This window comes from Pseudoxanthomonas sp. GW835-FHT14C01 (assembly GCF_058793715.1).
On the sequence record NZ_JBXAGB010000002.1, the window covers coordinates 565,194 to 580,488 of the forward strand.

Sequence of the window (15,295 nt, forward strand, 5' to 3'; positions counted from 1 at the left end):
TGCCTTCTGGGCCGTGGCGCATGGCGAAGAGCGTCGCCGTGAAGCGGACGTTGCTGTCCGTTGCGGGCGCCGTTTCGGTGTTGGGCGTCGCCGGCGCCGCCGCATGCAGCATGGATCCGCCCAAGGTGACGCCGGCTCCCCGTGAGGTCGCGAGGACGGCCGACCTCGTGGCCATCGTCCGCATCGATGGAGTCGAGCCGCTGACGGCGGCTGAAGATGCCGAGCTCCAACGGTTGCTACGCGATCCGCCCTTGAATACGCCTTTCAGGTACCCCGCACCCGGCCTGCGCTTCAGTACGCTTCGTGTTCTGAAAGGACACGTGCCGAAGGATGTCCTGATCCAGAACGGGGCTACCAATTGCGATGTGCTGCTGATGCCGGGCCAAGACTACGTGTTGTTCGCTGGACGACCTGCCCGCGACGGCGACCGCGACCGCATAGCGCCCCTGGATGGTACGTTTTATCTAGGCAAGACCGAGCGCGACCGAGCCAACCTGGCCGACGTTGAACTTTCCCTTTCATCCTCCAACCCGACCCCACCATGACCAACATCGCCAAGATCCACGCCCGCGAAATCCTCGATTCCCGCGGCAATCCCACCCTCGAAGCCGAGGTCACGCTGGAAGACGGTTCCTTCGGTCGCGCCATGGTGCCGTCCGGCGCCTCGACCGGTACCAAGGAAGCCGTGGAACTGCGCGATGGCGACAAGACCCGGTACCTGGGCAAGGGCGTGCGCAAGGCCGTTGAAAACGTCAACACGACGATCGCATCCGCGCTGAAGGGCTTCGATGCCGTGGATCAGGAAGGCCTGGACCGGCGCCTGATCGACCTGGATGGCACCGAGAACAAGGGGCGCCTGGGCGCCAACGCGCTGCTCGGCGTTTCGATGGCCAATGCCCATGCGGTGGCCGCCTCGAAGAAGCTTCCGCTGTGGAAGTATCTGGCCAACGGCAACGACGTCACCCTGCCGGTGCCGATGATGAACATCATCAATGGCGGTGCGCATGCCGACAACAACGTGGACTTCCAGGAGTTCATGGTGCTGCCGGTCGGCTTCGACTCCTTCGCCGAATCGCTGCGCGCCGGCACCGAGATCTTCCACTCGCTGAAGTCGGTGCTGAAGGGCCACGGCCTGAGCACGGCCGTCGGCGACGAGGGCGGCTTCGCCCCCGATTTCCGCAGCAACGTCGAAGCGCTGGACACCATCCTGGAAGCGATCGGCAAGGCCGGCTACACCGCGGGTGAAGACGTGCTGCTGGGCCTGGACGTGGCCTCCAGCGAATTCTTCGACAACGGCAAGTACCACTTGGTCGGCGAGAACAAGCGCCTGACCAGCGAGCAGTTCGTCGACTTCCTCGCCGACTGGGCCGCCCAGTACCCGATCATCACCATCGAGGACGGCCTGGCCGAGGACGACTGGGCGGGCTGGAAGCTGCTGACCGACCGCATCGGCAAGAAGGTGCAGCTGGTGGGCGACGACCTGTTCGTCACCAACCCGAAGATCTTCAAGGAAGGCATCGAGTCCGGCACCGCCAACGCGATCCTGATCAAGGTCAACCAGATCGGTACGCTGACCGAGACGCTGGAAGCCATCGCGATGGCGCACCATGCGAACTACGCGGCTGTCGTGTCGCACCGTTCGGGCGAAACCGAGGACACCACCATCGCAGACATCGCGGTGGCCACCACGGCGACGCAGATCAAGACCGGTTCGCTGTGCCGCAGCGACCGAGTCGCCAAGTACAACCAGCTGCTGCGCATCGAAGAGGCGCTGGGCGACAAGGCGCGCTACGCCGGCCGTAACGCCTTCGTGTCGCTGAAGAAGTAATCCATGCGCAAGGCGCCCTGGCTCCTGCTGGTGCTCGTACTGCTGCTGGGATGGCTGCAGTACAAGTTCTGGTTCGGCGTTGGCAGTTCGGGCCAGGTCGTCGCGCTGGAGCAGCAGGTCGAATCGCAGAAGCGCGAGAATGCCGGCCTGCAGGAACGCAACGACGCCTTGGCTGCCGAAGTCGAGGACCTCAAGTCCGGCGAGTCGGCGGTCGAGGAGCGCGCGCGCAGCGAACTGGGCATGATCAAGCCGGGCGAGAAGTTCTACCGGGTGGTCGAGCCGGTTCCGCCACCGCCCGTTGCTGGCGAGAGCGGGGATGGCAGCGATGGCGACATCGCGGAGCCCACGCCCTGATGGCCCGCATCTGGGCCGTCGTGCCCGCCGCTGGACGCGGCACCCGCTTCGGCGGCGAGTGTCCCAAGCAGTATCTGGTCGTGGCCGGCGCGCCGCTCATTGCGCACACGCTGACCGCGCTGTTCGCGCACGACGCGGTGGAAGGCGCGGTCGTGCCGGTGTCGGAGAACGATCCCGACTGGCCGCGCTGGACGGAGTTTGCGGGCAAACCGGTGCAGGCCTGCATCGGCGGTGCGAGTCGCGCCGCTTCCGTGCTGGCGGGCTTGCGCGCCTTGCCGGACGACGTGCGCGCGGACGATTTCGTGCTGGTGCATGATGCCGCGCGCCCGAACCTGTCGCTGTCGGACCTGTCCCAGCTGCTGGAGCGCGGACGCAACGATCCGGTCGGCGCCATCCTCGCCGCGCCGGTGCGCGACACCCTGAAACGCGCCGGCGACGACGGCGGCATCGATGGCACCGAGCCGCGCGAGCGGCTGTGGCGCGCCTTCACCCCGCAGCTGTTCCGTCGCCTGCAGCTGACGCGGGCGCTGGAAGCCGCCACGGCAGACGATCTCGAGGTCACGGACGAAGCGATGGCGATGGAGCGGCTTGGCCTGCGTCCATTGCTGGTGGAAGGGTCCGAAAGCAACTTCAAGATCACCACGCCGGCGGACCTGGCACGCTTCGCCTACGAGCTGGCGCAGCGCGATCGCTGACACTCCAACGGAAACAACATGTCCCACTCCTTGAACATCCGCATCGGCCAGGGCTTCGATGTGCACGCCTTCGGCGATGGCGACCACGTCATGCTCGGTGGCGTACGCGTGCCGCACGAGCGCGGCGTGCTGGCGCACAGCGATGGCGATGTGGTGCTGCATGCGCTGTGCGACGCCATGCTCGGTGCGCTGGCGCTGGGCGACATCGGACGCCATTTTCCGCCGTCGGACGACCGCTGGAAGGGCGCGGACAGCCGTGCGTTCGTCCGCCATTGCAATGCCCTGATCGGGGAGCGCGGCTGGCGCGTGGGTAACGTCGACGTCACCGTCCTCTGCGAGCGCCCCAAGGTCGGGCCGCATGCCGATGCGATGCGTGCCTGCGTGGCGGAGGATCTGGGCATCGCCATCGATGCGGCCAGCATCAAGGCGACCACCACGGAGAAGCTCGGCTTCACCGGGCGCGGCGAAGGCATCGCCGCGCAGGCGGTGGTGCTGCTGGTGCGCGCGTGAGCGAGGCATTGCCGCGCGCGTTCGGTGCGCCGGTACTCTCGACGCGCATCCGGTGCGCCCTCGAGGACTTCGTCGTCGAGGAACTGCCCGGCTTCGATCCATCCGGTGAAGGCGAGCATCTGCTGCTCACCATCGAGAAGCGGGGCATGAACACGGCGTTCGCCGCCAAGCGCATCGCCGCCTGGGCCGGAATCGCCGAAATGGGCGTGGGCTACGCCGGTCTCAAGGACCGGCATGCGGTGACGCGACAGCGCTTCAGCGTGCACCTGCCGCGCAAGGTGGCGCCTGACCTGGCGGCCTTGCATTCCGACGAACTCAAGGTGGTGGCGTCGACCTGGCATTCGCGCAAGTTGCCGCGCGGCGCGCTCGCCGGCAACCGCTTCGACCTGGTGCTGCGCGATGTGGACGGTGACGCGACGGCCATCGAAGCGCGACTGGGCGAGATCGCGGCGCACGGATTGCCGAACTGGTTCGGCGAGCAGCGCTTCGGTCGTGACGGTGGCAATGTCGCCGCGGCGCTGGCGATGTTCGCGGGCCGTCGCGTGCGGCGCGAACAACGCTCGCTGCTCATCTCGGCGGCGCGCTCCGAGCTGTTCAACCGTTTACTCGCGGCGCGCCTGGCGGACGGCAGCTGGAATCGTGGCCTGGACGGCGAGGTCTGGATGCTGGCGGGCAGTCGCAGCGTGTTCGGGCCCGAGCCGTGGAACGAGCAACTCGCGCAGCGGCTTGCGGCGTTCGACATCCATCCGACCGGCCCGTTGTGGGGAACCGGTGAGCTGCGCACGCAGGCGAAGGCGCGCGACCTGGAGACCTGGGTGGTGCAGGACGACGACGCGGAGGCGCTGCGGCAGGGAATCGAGCGCGAAGGCTTGCGCCAGGAGCGTCGTGCCCTGCGCCTGCGGCCTGAAGGGCTGGCGTGGTCGTGGTTGTCCGCCGACGCGCTTCGCCTGGCGTTCGCGTTGCCGCCGGGAAGCTATGCCACCGCCGTGCTGCACGAACTGGGCACGATCGTGGATGCATCGCAGGGCGACGACCGTCCGTCGGAATTCCGCTGAAGGCACTGGAAGCGTCGGACCGCAGGCGTATAAGCGAAATCGGGCGTCGCGTGGCCGTGTTCGAACGGCGCCGACGGAGCCTGACCATCTTCCCCTGTGTCGGAGGGATCGCCATGAACGCCATGCGGGCAGTCTGCTGGCTGCCTGCGCCAGCACCGGGGGAACCGCGTCCGCGCCGCCACCGGAACCGCGCCAGCTGACCGCCGAGCAGCAGTACATCGCCTACGTGGAACGGATCGCCAAGCGGCGCGGGATCAGCCTGACATGGGTCAACCCGCCTCGCATCGAAGAAAAGACGGCCAGCAAGCAGTAGGCAGGCAAGCGCGCGGACGCGGCCGGACGAAAACGGTGCGTCCGGTCAGCGGTGCGCCAGCAGCACCAGCACCGCGCCGGTGCCGCCCTGCGTGGGCGGTGCCGAATGGAAGGCCATCACGTCGGACCGCTGACGCAGCAGCCGGTCGACCAGGTTTTTCAGGATCGGCGCATCCCCGTCCGAACGCTGTCCCTTGCCATGAATCACGCGCACGCAGCCATGATCGTGCGCATGCGCGTCCGCAAGGAACCGCCGCAACAAGCCTTCCGCCTGCAGGGCAGTGGCGCCATGCAGGTCCAGTTCGTCCTGCACCGAAAACTGTCCCCGCTTGAGGCGCTGGAACGCGCGCGGGGACAGCGCCTCGCGCCGATAGCTCAGGACATCGCCTGCGGCATGCAGGTCCAGCGTGTCCAGACCGCGCTGGAACTCGCCGCGCGCATCGTGTTCGTCGCGCTCGGCCATGCGTGCCGCGGGCTTCGGAGGGGCCTTGCGCGGCGGCGTTGGCGCCTCCTGCAGCCTGCGCACCTCGCCGATCGCATCGCGGAACAGCGCGGCGTCGTCGTCATCGGGCGGTGTGGAGCGGGACATGCTGCCAGCGTAGCGGCATCGCGACGTGACGCAAGCGCGGGAAGCCTCGGCGCGGTTCCGGTATCATGGGCTGGTCTCCGAGGAACCCCATGCGCGTACTGGTCAGCAACGACGACGGCGTCGACGCCCCCGGCATCCGAATCCTGGCAGAGGGCCTGCGCAATGCGGGCCACGAAGTGTACGTGGTCGCTCCCGACCGCGACCGCTCCGGTGCCAGCAATTCGCTGACCTTGGACCTGCCGATCCGGCTGAAGCGCATCGACCACTACACCTGCAGCATCGCCGGCACGCCGACCGACTGCGTGCACCTGGCGTTGACCGGCATGCTGGAGTTCGAGCCGGACATCGTGGTGTCGGGCATCAACAACACCGCCAACCTGGGCGACGACGTCATCTACTCCGGCACTGTGTCGGCGGCGATGGAAGGCCGTTTCCTGGGCCTGCCAGCGGTGGCGATGTCGCTGGCCACTAAGAACCACGATGCCAAGCACTACGAGACCGCCGCGCGCGCCGCCGTGGAGATCGTGGCGCGCCTGAAGTCCGATCCGCTGCCCGCCGATACCATCCTCAACGTCAACGTGCCGGACCTGGCCTGGTCCGACGTGCGCGGCTTCGAGGTCACGCGGCTGGGCAACCGCCACCGCTCCGAGCCGTGCGTGCCGCAGCCGGATCCACGCGGGCATACCGTGTACTGGATCGGTCCGGCCGGGCGCGAGCAGGATGCCGGCCCGGGCACCGACTTCCATGCGGTGCGCACGGGCCATATCTCCATCACCCCGATCCACGTCGACCTGACCCGTTACCAGGCGCTCGAAAAAGTGGCCGGATGGGTCGGCGGGCTGACCGCCGCGCTCGAGGGCTCGGCATGACGCCACGGTTGCGGTTGCAGCCCGAAGCCGTGGGCATGGGCATGACCTCGCAACGCGTGCGCGACCGGCTGGTCGAGCGTCTGCGGGAATCGGGCATCGCCGATGAGCGTGTGCTCAACGCCATCCGCACGCTGCCGCGCCATCTGTTCGTCGACGAAGCACTGGCGACGCGCGCCTATGAAGACACGGCGTTGCCGATCGGCCACAGCCAGACCATCTCGCAGCCGTGGGTGGTGGCACGGATGACCGAGGTGCTGTTGGAAACCGCGCCCAAGAAGGTGCTGGAAATCGGCACGGGATCGGGTTATCAGGCGGCGGTGCTGGGCGTGCTGGGGCTGGAGGTCTACACGGTCGAGCGCATCGGCGACCTGCTGCGGCAGGCCCGCAAGCGGCTGCGCCAGCTCGGCGTGAACGTGCGCAGCAAGCACGATGACGGTCGCATCGGCTGGGCCGAGCACGGCCCTTACGACGCCATCATCGTGACCGCCGCCGCCCCGGCGCTGGTGCCGGTGCTGGTGGAACAGCTCGCCGTCGGCGGGCAACTCGTCGCCCCCGTCGGTGGCAGCGGTTCGCAGTCGCTGGTGCGGCTGGTGAAGCGCGCCGACGGCGTCGAGGAAACCACGCTGGCGCCGGTGGTGTTCGTGCCGCTGCTGTCCGGCACACTGGATTGAATGAAGTGACGAATGCGCCGCAGCACGATGGACTCCCCAACAGCGCGGCTTCGCTGGGCGAGCAGGTGGCCGGCATCATCGAGCGGCTGCCGCCCGACACGCTGAGCCTGGGCGAATTGCTGGACGTCTTCAGCGACGAAGGCCTGCTGCTGCTGACCATCCTGCTGACGCTGGTGTTCCTGATCCCGGTATCGATCCCCGGCGTCAGCACCGTGTTCGGTGCGGCCATCCTGCTGGTGGGTGTCAGTCGCCTGTTCAACCGCCCGCTGTGGCTGCCGCAACGGATCAAGGACAAGGCGCTGCCTGCCGATCGCCTGCGTCCCGGCCTGGCCGGGGGCCTGGTCTGGGTGCGGCGCATGGAGAAGATCAGTCGCCCGCATCGCTTGCGCTTCTTCGTCGATGGGCCGGGGCAGGGCGTCATCAACAACCTGGCTTTCATCCTGGCCGCGCTGCTGCTGATGGCGCCCTTCGGATTCGTGCCATTCAGCAATACCCTGCCAGCCTTGGCGCTGCTGCTGTATGCCATCGGATTCATCCAGCGCGACGGGGGAGCGATCCTGCTGGGCCATCTGGCCAACATCGGCACGATCATCTACTTCAGCGTGCTGATTGGGGGCGGTGGCGTGGCGGCACGCGAACTGTTCCAGCGACTGACCGGCTGAGCCGCGCGGCTCAGCCCTGTGAGGAAACGAACGAACGCATGACCACGACGCTCCGCTCCGGCCATCGCATCACGCGCGCCTTCCTGACCGGCATCGCCATGGCCGTGCTCGCCGCCTGTTCCACCACGGTGGTCAGAGAGCCTTCCGCATCGTCGCCGACACGACAGACCTCGCAGGGCAAGCCGGGCGCCACGGTGCGCGTGCAGCGGGGCGACACCCTGTACGGCATCGCATTCCGCAACGGCGTGGACGTCAACGACCTGGCGCGCTGGAATGGCCTGGCGGCGCCGTACACGATCTATCCCGGCCAGTCGCTCAAACTGTTTCCGGGCAGCGGAAGCAGCCGTCCTCCCGCGACGGCCACCACGACCACGCCATCAAGACCGGCCACCGGCACGACCACGCGCCCGGCCCCGTCGCCCGCACCGGTCACCCGGCCCGCTGCGCCGGCCGCACCGGCGAACAGCGGTTTCTCGTGGCGGTGGCCGGCCGACGGGCACCTGATCGGCCGCTTCGTCGCGGGCGACGCCACCAAGCAGGGCATCGACATCGCCGGCAGCAGCGGCCAGGCCGTGCGCGCAGCGGCGGACGGCGTGGTGGTGTATTCCGGTGCCGGCCTGGTGGGTTACGGCGAACTGGTCATCGTCAAGCACAGCGAGACGTGGCTGTCCGCCTACGGCCACAACCGCAAGCGCCTGGTCAACGAAGGCCAGAGCGTCAAGGCCGGACAGCAGATCGCGGAGATGGGCAGCAGCGGCGCCTCGCGCGAAATGCTGCACTTCGAGATCCGCCACAACGGCAAGCCGGTGGATCCGCTGCAGTACCTGCCCGCGCGTTGAGCGTCGTACGGCCATCCCTCGTGTGGCTCAGGCCTTTCATCGCCGTCGTCGCGCTGCTGGCGCTGGTCGCCTGTCAGCCGCCCCGCGATCCGCCAGCACCCTCGACCATCGATGTTGTGACCCTCAACCTGTGGCACGACAAGCAGGATTGGCCGCATCGCCAGGACATGATCGTGGCGGAACTGAAGGCGCTGGCACCGGACGTGATCGTGTTGCAGGAGGTTCTGCAGGATGCAGCGCTACCGAACCAGGCGCAGGGGCTGGCGTCGCGCCTTGGCTATCAGTACCGCTTCTTTTCCGCAGATGATCCCGCTCAGGTCCGTCGCTATGGCAACGCGATCCTGGTCAGGGAAGCGATCGACGCATCGCGTGAGACCAGGCTGGCGCCCCTCGACGATTACCGGACCGCAGGGTGGGTGCGCACCACGATCGACGGACATCCGGTGAACGTCTACGTAACCCATCTGCACTACAGGCCCGAGGGCGGCGCGATACGCGCCGAACAGATCGCCGGTCTGCTGGCGCTGATCGACGAAACCGCAGGTGATGCGCCGTCGATCGTCGGCGGCGACTTCAACACGCGTTCGGACACCCCTGAATTGTCGGCGCTGCGTGCGCGATTCGTCGAAGCCTACGATCAGGCCCACGCCGGCCAGGACACCAACACGCCCGCGCACGCCACCCTCAATACGCATCTGGGCCATCCTCCGGTCCGCATCGACCATGTGTTCGCGCAACGCGATGCCTTCCGCGTCGTCGATGCTGCCATCGTTCTCGACCAGGCCGACGCGACGGGCACCTGGCCTTCGGACCATTACGGCGTGCTCGCGCGCCTGGTATACAGCTCGGACTGATCGGCGGCACGCATGCACAGCGAGGTTCCGCGACGATGGTCCGTCCCCCAGGTGCGATGGCCGGCAGTGTCGATGTGGATCCTGGTCGGCGTGTAGAAGCCCAGCCCCATCGCCAACGATGGCCCTTCCCTGCGCCAGAAGTCGCACAGCGCGACGACGTGGCGGTCGTCGGCCAGGTCGAAGTCCAGCGCATTGTTCAGCACGTGGCGGCTGCGGCTGCTTCCGCCGGAACAGCGGTTCAGCTCCGGGGAGCGGTAACCCGACCGCGCGCTTGCGCCCGTCACGATCCCCACCACCTGCAGCTCTGCGACCACGTGCAAGGTCGGCACGATCGCCGGCGCATGCTCGCTGGGGGGAAGCAGGAATTCGGGCGCATCGCAGGCCTGCCAACGCCGGCTGGAACGCAACAGCGCGCGCATCGGTAGGACATCGCCGACGCCGGCATCGGTCAGCGTGCGCTGGTAGCTGGCCAGGCCACGCGCATCAGCGCTCTGCCGCCACAGGTCGTAGCGTTGCGCGGCGTCCGGCGACGGCCGGGTACATGCGGTGGCAGACAGGACGGCGAGCAGCAGGAACAGGCGCTGCATCGCGGGATGCGCTCAATGCGATGCCAGCAGGAAACCGGCTACGACCTTGCGCGATTCGCTGGCGAGCACATTGAACGTACGCGCGGCTGCCGCGTTGGTCATGACCTCGAGGCCCACGCCCTGGCGGAGGCACGCGGCCATCACGGCGGCCGGGGGGAATACCTGGCGCTCACCGGTCCCCAGCAGGATGACTTCCGGCTGCAGCGCGAGCAGCGGGGCCAGATCGTCCGGCACCAGCATGGCGCTGTCGTGCACCCCCCAGTCTTCGACGAGTTGCTGGGGCGAGAGAATGAAACTGGTCGACAGCGTACGATCGTTGACGCGAGCGGTCCGGCCGTCGGCGGACCGCAGGCTGAAGGCGTAGTCGGGCAGTTCGTGGCTCAGTTGCATGGCGGGCGGCCTGCGCGCCGGGCTCAGCCGCGCGGCAGCACGATCTGCCGGCGTTCCTTGCTGGGGCGGTACAGCACCGCGGTGTGGCCGATCCGCTGCACGAGGGCGGCGTCGGCCTGGTCGGCCAGTTCGCCGATCATGGCGTCGCGCGCGTCGCGGTCCTCGCCGGCGACCTTGACCTTGACCAGTTCGTGCTGCTCCAGCACGGCGTCCAGCTCGGCGATGAAGGCCGGGGTGACGCCCTTGTTGCCGATCTGCAGCAACGCCTTCAGGTCGTGGGCCTGGCCGCGCAGGAAACGGGTCTGGGCAGCGGTCAGGGCTACGGGCATGCGGCACGGTACGGGTCGAAAAGGGGGATCAGGGTATCATGGCCACCCCCACGAACGGCTCCGGCGGCTCCCGTCGCAGCGTGCCCGGAGACCTCGCCGCCATGGCCACCCGCAGCAAAAGCAGCCAGCGCTGGCTCAAGGAACACTTCTCCGATCCGTACGTGAAGAAGGCCCAGGCCGAGGGTCTTCGTTCGCGCGCCGCCTACAAGCTCGAGGAACTGCTGGAGCGCGACCGCCTGCTCAAGCCGGGTATGGTGGTGGTCGACCTCGGCGCCGCCCCCGGCGGCTGGTCGCAGTTCGTCCGTCAGGCGCTGGGAACCAGCGGTCGGGTCGTGGCGATGGACATCCTGGACATGCCGCCGCTGGCCGGCGTGGATTTCCTTCATGGGGATTTCAGGGAAGACAGCGTTCTATCCCAGTTGGAAGCCATGCTGGACGGCGCGCCCGTGGACCTTGTGCTGTCCGATATGGCCCCCAATAAGAGTGGTGTGGATGCGGTGGACCAGCCGCGGATGATGCACCTGGCGGAGTTGGCGATGGCGTTCGCCGACGACCATCTGAAGCCGGGCGGGGCGTTCCTGATCAAGCTGTTCCAGGGCGCCGGCTCCGACGACTACATCCGGGAGCTTCGCCGCCGCTACGACAAGGTGGCGATCCGCAAGCCGGACGCGTCCCGCAAGCGCTCGCCCGAGGTGTACGCCCTGGGGCAGGGCAAGCGGGTCCAGATCAAGTAAGGTGGCCTAACGTGCGAATGAGCAAAGAGGAACAGCGGAGCCGATGCGGATGAACGACCTGACCAAGAATCTGCTGCTGTGGGTAGTCGTCGCCGTCGTGCTGATGGTCGTCTTCCAGAGCTTCTCGCCGAAGGGCGGCAGCACCGCGGCCATGGGCGGCGGCACCACCTATTCCACGTTTCTCGACCAGGTCGACAGCGGCAACGTGCAGCGTGTCGAGTTCGGTGGCGATGCCCGCAGCGGGGTCGGTGAGATCACCTATGTCCTGCGCAACGGCGACAGCAAGACCATCAACGCACCGTTCGACCGCGACCTGATCAACGTCCTGCGCAACAAGCAGGTCGAGATCATCCAGAAGGAGCCGCCCAGCGGCATCAGCCTGACGGCGATCCTGCTGAACTTCCTGCCGGTGCTGCTGATCATCGGTTTCTGGATCTTCATCATGCGGCAGATGCAGGGCGGCGGTGGCGGCGCGAAGGGTGCGATGTCCTTCGGCAAGTCGCGCGCCAAGCTGCAGGGCGAGGACCAGGTGAAGGTCACCTTCGCCGACGTCGCCGGCTGCGACGAGGCGAAGGAAGAAGTCGGCGAACTGGTCGAGTTCCTGCGCGACCCCGGCAAGTTCCAGAAGCTCGGCGGCAAGATCCCGCGCGGCGTGCTGATGGTCGGCCAGCCCGGCACCGGCAAGACGCTGCTGGCCAAGGCCATCGCGGGCGAGGCCAAGGTGCCGTTCTTCAGCATTTCCGGTTCCGACTTCGTCGAGATGTTCGTCGGTGTCGGTGCCAGCCGCGTGCGCGACATGTTCGAGCAGGCCAAGAAGCACGCGCCGTGCATCATCTTCATCGACGAGATCGACGCCGTCGGCCGCCATCGTGGCGCCGGCCTGGGTGGCGGTCACGACGAGCGCGAGCAGACCCTCAACCAGTTGCTGGTCGAAATGGACGGCTTCGAGGGTGGCGAAGGCGTCATCGTCATCGCCGCGACCAACCGTCCCGACGTGCTGGACCCGGCGCTGCTGCGCCCGGGCCGTTTCGACCGCCAGGTCGTCGTGGGCCTGCCCGACGTGAAGGGCCGCGAGCAGATCCTGCGCGTGCACATGCGCAAGCTGCCGCTGGCCGACGACGTCGAGCCGATGGTGATCGCACGCGGCACGCCTGGCTTCAGTGGCGCCGACCTCGCCAACCTCTGCAACGAGGCGGCGCTGTTCGCCGCACGCGAGAACGCGAAGGAAGTCCGCATGGACCACTTCGACCGTGCCCGCGACAAGATCCTGATGGGTGCCGAGCGTCGTTCGATGGCGATGAGCGAGGACGAGAAGACGCTGACCGCCTACCACGAGGCCGGCCACGCCATCGTCGGCCGGCTGGTGCCCGAACATGACCCGGTCTACAAGGTCACCATCATTCCGCGCGGCCGTGCGCTCGGCGTGACCATGTACCTGCCGGAAGGCGACAAGTATTCGCTGAACCGTGTCGCCATCGAGTCGCAGCTGTGCTCGCTGTACGGCGGCCGCGTCGCCGAGGAGCTGATCTTCGGGGCCGACAAGGTCACCACCGGTGCGTCCAACGACATCGAACGCGCCACCAAGATGGCACGCAACATGGTCACCAAGTGGGGCCTGAGCGACGAGATGGGTCCGATCGCCTACGGTGAGGAAGAGGACGAGGTGTTCCTCGGCCGCTCGGTCACCCAGCACAAGAACGTGTCCAACGAGACCGCGCGCAAGATCGACGAAGTCGTCCGCCTCATCCTGGATCGCGCCTATGCGCGGACCAAGACGATCCTGACCGAGAACCTCGACAAGCTGCACACGATGTCCAACCTGCTGCTGCAGTACGAAACCATCGATGCGCCGCAGATCGACGCCATCATGGAAGGCCGCGATCCGCCGCCGCCGATGGGCTGGGGCAAGGCCGGCAAGGACGACGACAAGCCGGAATCGCGCCCACTGCCGCCGATCGGTGGACCGGCCGCGCAGACCTGAGCGCGTTGCCAGTACGACGACGAAAGGCCAGACTGATGTCTGGCCTTTTCTTTGCGCGGGATTCCATGGCAGACAACGACAAGCGTCCGAAACATCCGATGCTGCCGGTCGGCATCGGGGCAGGCGTCGCGATCGGTGTGGCGATCGGGTCGGCGATGGACAACATCGGCGCGGGCATCGCCATCGGTCTTGCGCTGGGCGTCGCGTTCGGCGTCGGCTCGGGCGCGGTATCGCGCGACAACGATCAGGATGGGAAGAAGTGATGTTCGACACCACGCCCACGCTGGACTGTGCCGGCCGCGTGCTGAAGCTGGATCGCCCGCAAGTGATGGGTATCGTCAACGTCACGCCGGATTCGTTCTCCGATGGTGCCGTGCACGACACCCCCGAGGCCGCCATCGCGCATGCGCTAAGACTGGTGGACGAGGGCGCCGATCTGCTCGACATCGGCGGCGAATCGACGCGGCCGGGGGCCGACGACGTATCGCTGGATGAGGAACTGCGTCGCGTCATCCCCGTGATCGAGCAGCTCGCCGCGCGCGTGCGCGTGCCGATCAGCATCGATACCTACAAGCCCGAGGTGATGCGTGCCGCCGTCGGAGCGGGTGCGGGCATGATCAACGATGTCTATGGCTTGCGGCGCGACGGTGCGTTGGAAACGGCAGCGGCACTCGACGTACCCGTTGTCATCATGCACATGCAGGGCGAACCGCGGTCGATGCAGGCGGCCCCGGACTACGACGATGTGGTCGGCGAGGTGCACCGGTTCCTGACCGAACGCATCTTCGCGGCCGAGATGGCCGGCATTCCGAAGAAGCGCATCGTCATCGATCCGGGCTTCGGTTTCGGCAAGGACACCGCGCACAACCTGTCCCTGCTGGCGCAGTTCGAACGATTCACGCAGCTCGGCGTCCCTGTGCTCGCGGGTCTGTCGCGCAAGCGCAGCATCGGCCAGCTCACCGGTCGCGAGGCGCCCGCCGACCGCGTGGCCGGTTCCGTCGCCGCGCACCTGATCGCCGCGCAACGCGGTGCCGCCATCGTGCGCGCGCACGATGTGGCCGCCACGGTGGACGCGTTGAAGGTCTGGAATGCAGTGGCGGCGATCCCGATGCCGCGGCAGGCGGCGACGACACCGACGATCCGCTGGCCCGACGACGACTGACTGGCCGGCGCGCGACTCCCGCCGCGTTGGCCCGATAGTCGACCTCCGGAAGCCGTGCCATGCGCATCACGACGCTCCTGCCTCTCCTGCTGCTGGTCGCCTGCAGTCCGGCATCGTCGCCATCGGCCGTGCCCTCGGCCGCCATGGAGCCCGTTCCCCCGCCAGGTGATCCGGTCGAGGGATTGCGCGTGGCGACACGCGTGGGCTGCAACGGCTGCCATGGCGCCAACGGCGGCGGCGAGGTCTTCCAGGAGAATCCCGAACTCGGCCGCATCGTCGCGCCCAACCTCACCCGACGGCGCGCGCTGTACGACGATGGCGCGCTGGCGGCCCTGCTGCGCGAAGGCCGCACGCACGACGGGCACGTGCCCTGGGGCATGCCGATCAAGATGCTGCAGCACCTCAGCGACCGCGAAGTGCGCGACATCATCGCGTGGTTGCGCGCATTGCCGGCCGTGGACAATCCGACGCTGCCGGAGGGGCGCTGGTCCGACCGCCTGATCGAAACGACGCGGGACGGCACGCATCCCTGGTTGCCGGACATGAAGCCGGATCCCGGCAACCGGCCACCGGCTGCGCCGCCGTCGTCGATGCAGGCGCTTGGTCGCCACCTGGCGATGACCACCTGCACCGAATGCCACGGCTGGGATCTCAACGGCTGGGAAGGCGATCCCGCGCCGTCCCTGATCGTGGCCAAGGCGTACACACTGGAACAGTTCACCCGCCTGATGAGGACAGGCGAGGTGGCCGCAGGCGGCAAGTCGAAGACGGGAATGATGAGTGGCGTCGCCGCCTACCGCTACAAGGACTTGACCGATGAGGAAATCGCCGCGCTGAAGGCATTCCTCGACGCGCGCTGAGCCGGTGTCGCGCC

At 67.7% G+C, this 15,295-nt stretch carries 20 protein-coding genes; 16 read left to right on the forward strand and 4 right to left on the reverse strand.

The genetic code is table 11. The annotated features are described in order from the left end of the window. The first annotated feature begins 20 nt into the window (after positions 1–20). From AC1Q5B_RS09305 to truD, 6 genes are read left to right on the forward strand one after another with little or no spacing between them, the layout of a single operon-like run. Positions 21–545, forward strand: a complete 525-nt coding sequence (locus tag AC1Q5B_RS09305) for a hypothetical protein (protein WP_492631403.1) — start codon at positions 21–23, stop codon at positions 543–545. Next, positions 542–1,828, forward strand: a complete 1,287-nt coding sequence (gene eno, locus AC1Q5B_RS09310) for a phosphopyruvate hydratase (RefSeq protein ID WP_492631404.1) — start codon at positions 542–544, stop codon at positions 1,826–1,828. The genes AC1Q5B_RS09305 and eno overlap by 4 nt, the downstream gene beginning before the upstream one ends. A 3-nt stretch (positions 1,829–1,831) precedes the next feature. Beyond that, entirely contained in the window at positions 1,832–2,182 is a 351-nt protein-coding gene (ftsB, locus tag AC1Q5B_RS09315; protein WP_492631405.1) for a cell division protein FtsB, read from the forward strand. Continuing rightward, positions 2,182–2,877 carry a 2-C-methyl-D-erythritol 4-phosphate cytidylyltransferase gene (ispD, locus tag AC1Q5B_RS09320; RefSeq protein ID WP_492631406.1) on the forward strand — a complete coding sequence of 232 codons (696 nt, stop codon included), beginning with the start codon at positions 2,182–2,184 and terminating at the stop codon, positions 2,875–2,877. The genes ftsB and ispD overlap by 1 nt, the downstream gene beginning before the upstream one ends. 18 nt (positions 2,878–2,895) lie before the next feature. Then, on the forward strand, positions 2,896–3,387 hold the full coding sequence (gene ispF, locus AC1Q5B_RS09325) for a 2-C-methyl-D-erythritol 2,4-cyclodiphosphate synthase (RefSeq protein ID WP_492631407.1): 492 nt from the start codon (positions 2,896–2,898) through the stop codon (positions 3,385–3,387). Continuing rightward, positions 3,384–4,442: a tRNA pseudouridine(13) synthase TruD gene (gene truD, locus AC1Q5B_RS09330; RefSeq protein WP_492631408.1), complete on the forward strand. Its 1,059-nt coding sequence runs from the start codon at positions 3,384–3,386 to the stop codon at positions 4,440–4,442. The genes ispF and truD overlap by 4 nt, the downstream gene beginning before the upstream one ends. A 358-nt stretch (positions 4,443–4,800) precedes the next feature. Here truD and AC1Q5B_RS09335 read toward each other — a convergent pair whose 3' ends face one another. Next, positions 4,801–5,343, reverse strand: coding sequence for a Smr/MutS family protein (locus AC1Q5B_RS09335; protein WP_492631409.1), 543 nt, complete (start codon positions 5,341–5,343; stop codon positions 4,801–4,803). Between the two features lie 89 nt (positions 5,344–5,432). On the opposite strand from AC1Q5B_RS09335, the gene surE reads away from it, so the two are divergent. The 5 genes from surE (at position 5,433) to AC1Q5B_RS09360 (ending at position 9,238) form a co-directional block, all read left to right on the forward strand. After that, entirely contained in the window at positions 5,433–6,212 is a 780-nt protein-coding gene (gene surE, locus AC1Q5B_RS09340) for a 5'/3'-nucleotidase SurE (protein ID WP_492631410.1), read from the forward strand. After that, entirely contained in the window at positions 6,209–6,883 is a 675-nt protein-coding gene (locus AC1Q5B_RS09345) for a protein-L-isoaspartate(D-aspartate) O-methyltransferase (protein WP_492631411.1), read from the forward strand. Before surE ends, AC1Q5B_RS09345 begins: the two co-directional genes overlap by 4 nt. 5 nt (positions 6,884–6,888) lie before the next feature. After that, positions 6,889–7,545 (forward strand): exopolysaccharide biosynthesis protein, encoded by a 657-nt coding sequence (locus AC1Q5B_RS09350; protein WP_492631412.1) that lies wholly within the window; start codon positions 6,889–6,891, stop codon positions 7,543–7,545. A 38-nt stretch (positions 7,546–7,583) separates the two neighbouring features. After that, a complete protein-coding gene (locus tag AC1Q5B_RS09355) occupies positions 7,584–8,384 on the forward strand; it encodes a peptidoglycan DD-metalloendopeptidase family protein (protein ID WP_492631413.1) in 801 nt (266 codons plus the stop codon). A gap of 116 nt (positions 8,385–8,500) precedes the next feature. Next, positions 8,501–9,238, forward strand: coding sequence for an endonuclease/exonuclease/phosphatase family protein (locus AC1Q5B_RS09360; RefSeq protein ID WP_492632073.1), 738 nt, complete (start codon positions 8,501–8,503; stop codon positions 9,236–9,238). On the opposite strand, the gene AC1Q5B_RS09365 is transcribed toward AC1Q5B_RS09360, so the two are convergent. Genes AC1Q5B_RS09365 through yhbY form a run of 3 tightly spaced genes read right to left on the reverse strand, consistent with a single transcriptional unit; the run spans position 9,199 to position 10,544 of the window. Continuing rightward, complete coding sequence (locus AC1Q5B_RS09365; protein ID WP_492631414.1) at positions 9,199–9,825, reverse strand: D-Ala-D-Ala carboxypeptidase family metallohydrolase; 627 nt, start codon at positions 9,823–9,825, stop codon at positions 9,199–9,201. The two genes, AC1Q5B_RS09360 and AC1Q5B_RS09365, sit on opposite strands and share 40 nt — an antisense overlap. Before the next feature lie 12 nt (positions 9,826–9,837). Then, positions 9,838–10,215 carry an Mth938-like domain-containing protein gene (locus AC1Q5B_RS09370; RefSeq protein ID WP_492631415.1) on the reverse strand — a complete coding sequence of 126 codons (378 nt, stop codon included), beginning with the start codon at positions 10,213–10,215 and terminating at the stop codon, positions 9,838–9,840. A gap of 23 nt (positions 10,216–10,238) precedes the next feature. Continuing rightward, positions 10,239–10,544, reverse strand: a complete 306-nt coding sequence (gene yhbY / locus AC1Q5B_RS09375; protein WP_492631416.1) for a ribosome assembly RNA-binding protein YhbY — start codon at positions 10,542–10,544, stop codon at positions 10,239–10,241. A 101-nt stretch (positions 10,545–10,645) separates the two neighbouring features. Between yhbY and rlmE the strand changes: the two genes are divergently transcribed. The 5 genes from rlmE to AC1Q5B_RS09400 all read left to right on the forward strand — a co-directional run bounded on the left by rlmE (position 10,646) and on the right by AC1Q5B_RS09400 (position 15,281). Continuing rightward, positions 10,646–11,278: a 23S rRNA (uridine(2552)-2'-O)-methyltransferase RlmE gene (gene rlmE, locus AC1Q5B_RS09380; RefSeq protein ID WP_492632074.1), complete on the forward strand. Its 633-nt coding sequence runs from the start codon at positions 10,646–10,648 to the stop codon at positions 11,276–11,278. A 49-nt stretch (positions 11,279–11,327) separates the two neighbouring features. Further along, complete coding sequence (gene ftsH / locus AC1Q5B_RS09385; protein WP_492631417.1) at positions 11,328–13,259, forward strand: ATP-dependent zinc metalloprotease FtsH; 1,932 nt, start codon at positions 11,328–11,330, stop codon at positions 13,257–13,259. Between the two features lie 65 nt (positions 13,260–13,324). After that, positions 13,325–13,522: a glycine zipper domain-containing protein gene (locus AC1Q5B_RS09390; RefSeq protein ID WP_492631418.1), complete on the forward strand. Its 198-nt coding sequence runs from the start codon at positions 13,325–13,327 to the stop codon at positions 13,520–13,522. Beyond that, on the forward strand, positions 13,522–14,421 hold the full coding sequence (gene folP / locus AC1Q5B_RS09395; RefSeq protein WP_492631419.1) for a dihydropteroate synthase: 900 nt from the start codon (positions 13,522–13,524) through the stop codon (positions 14,419–14,421). Before AC1Q5B_RS09390 ends, folP begins: the two co-directional genes overlap by 1 nt. 59 nt (positions 14,422–14,480) lie before the next feature. Continuing rightward, positions 14,481–15,281 carry a c-type cytochrome gene (locus AC1Q5B_RS09400; RefSeq protein ID WP_492631420.1) on the forward strand — a complete coding sequence of 267 codons (801 nt, stop codon included), beginning with the start codon at positions 14,481–14,483 and terminating at the stop codon, positions 15,279–15,281. The last annotated feature ends 14 nt before the right edge of the window (positions 15,282–15,295 follow it).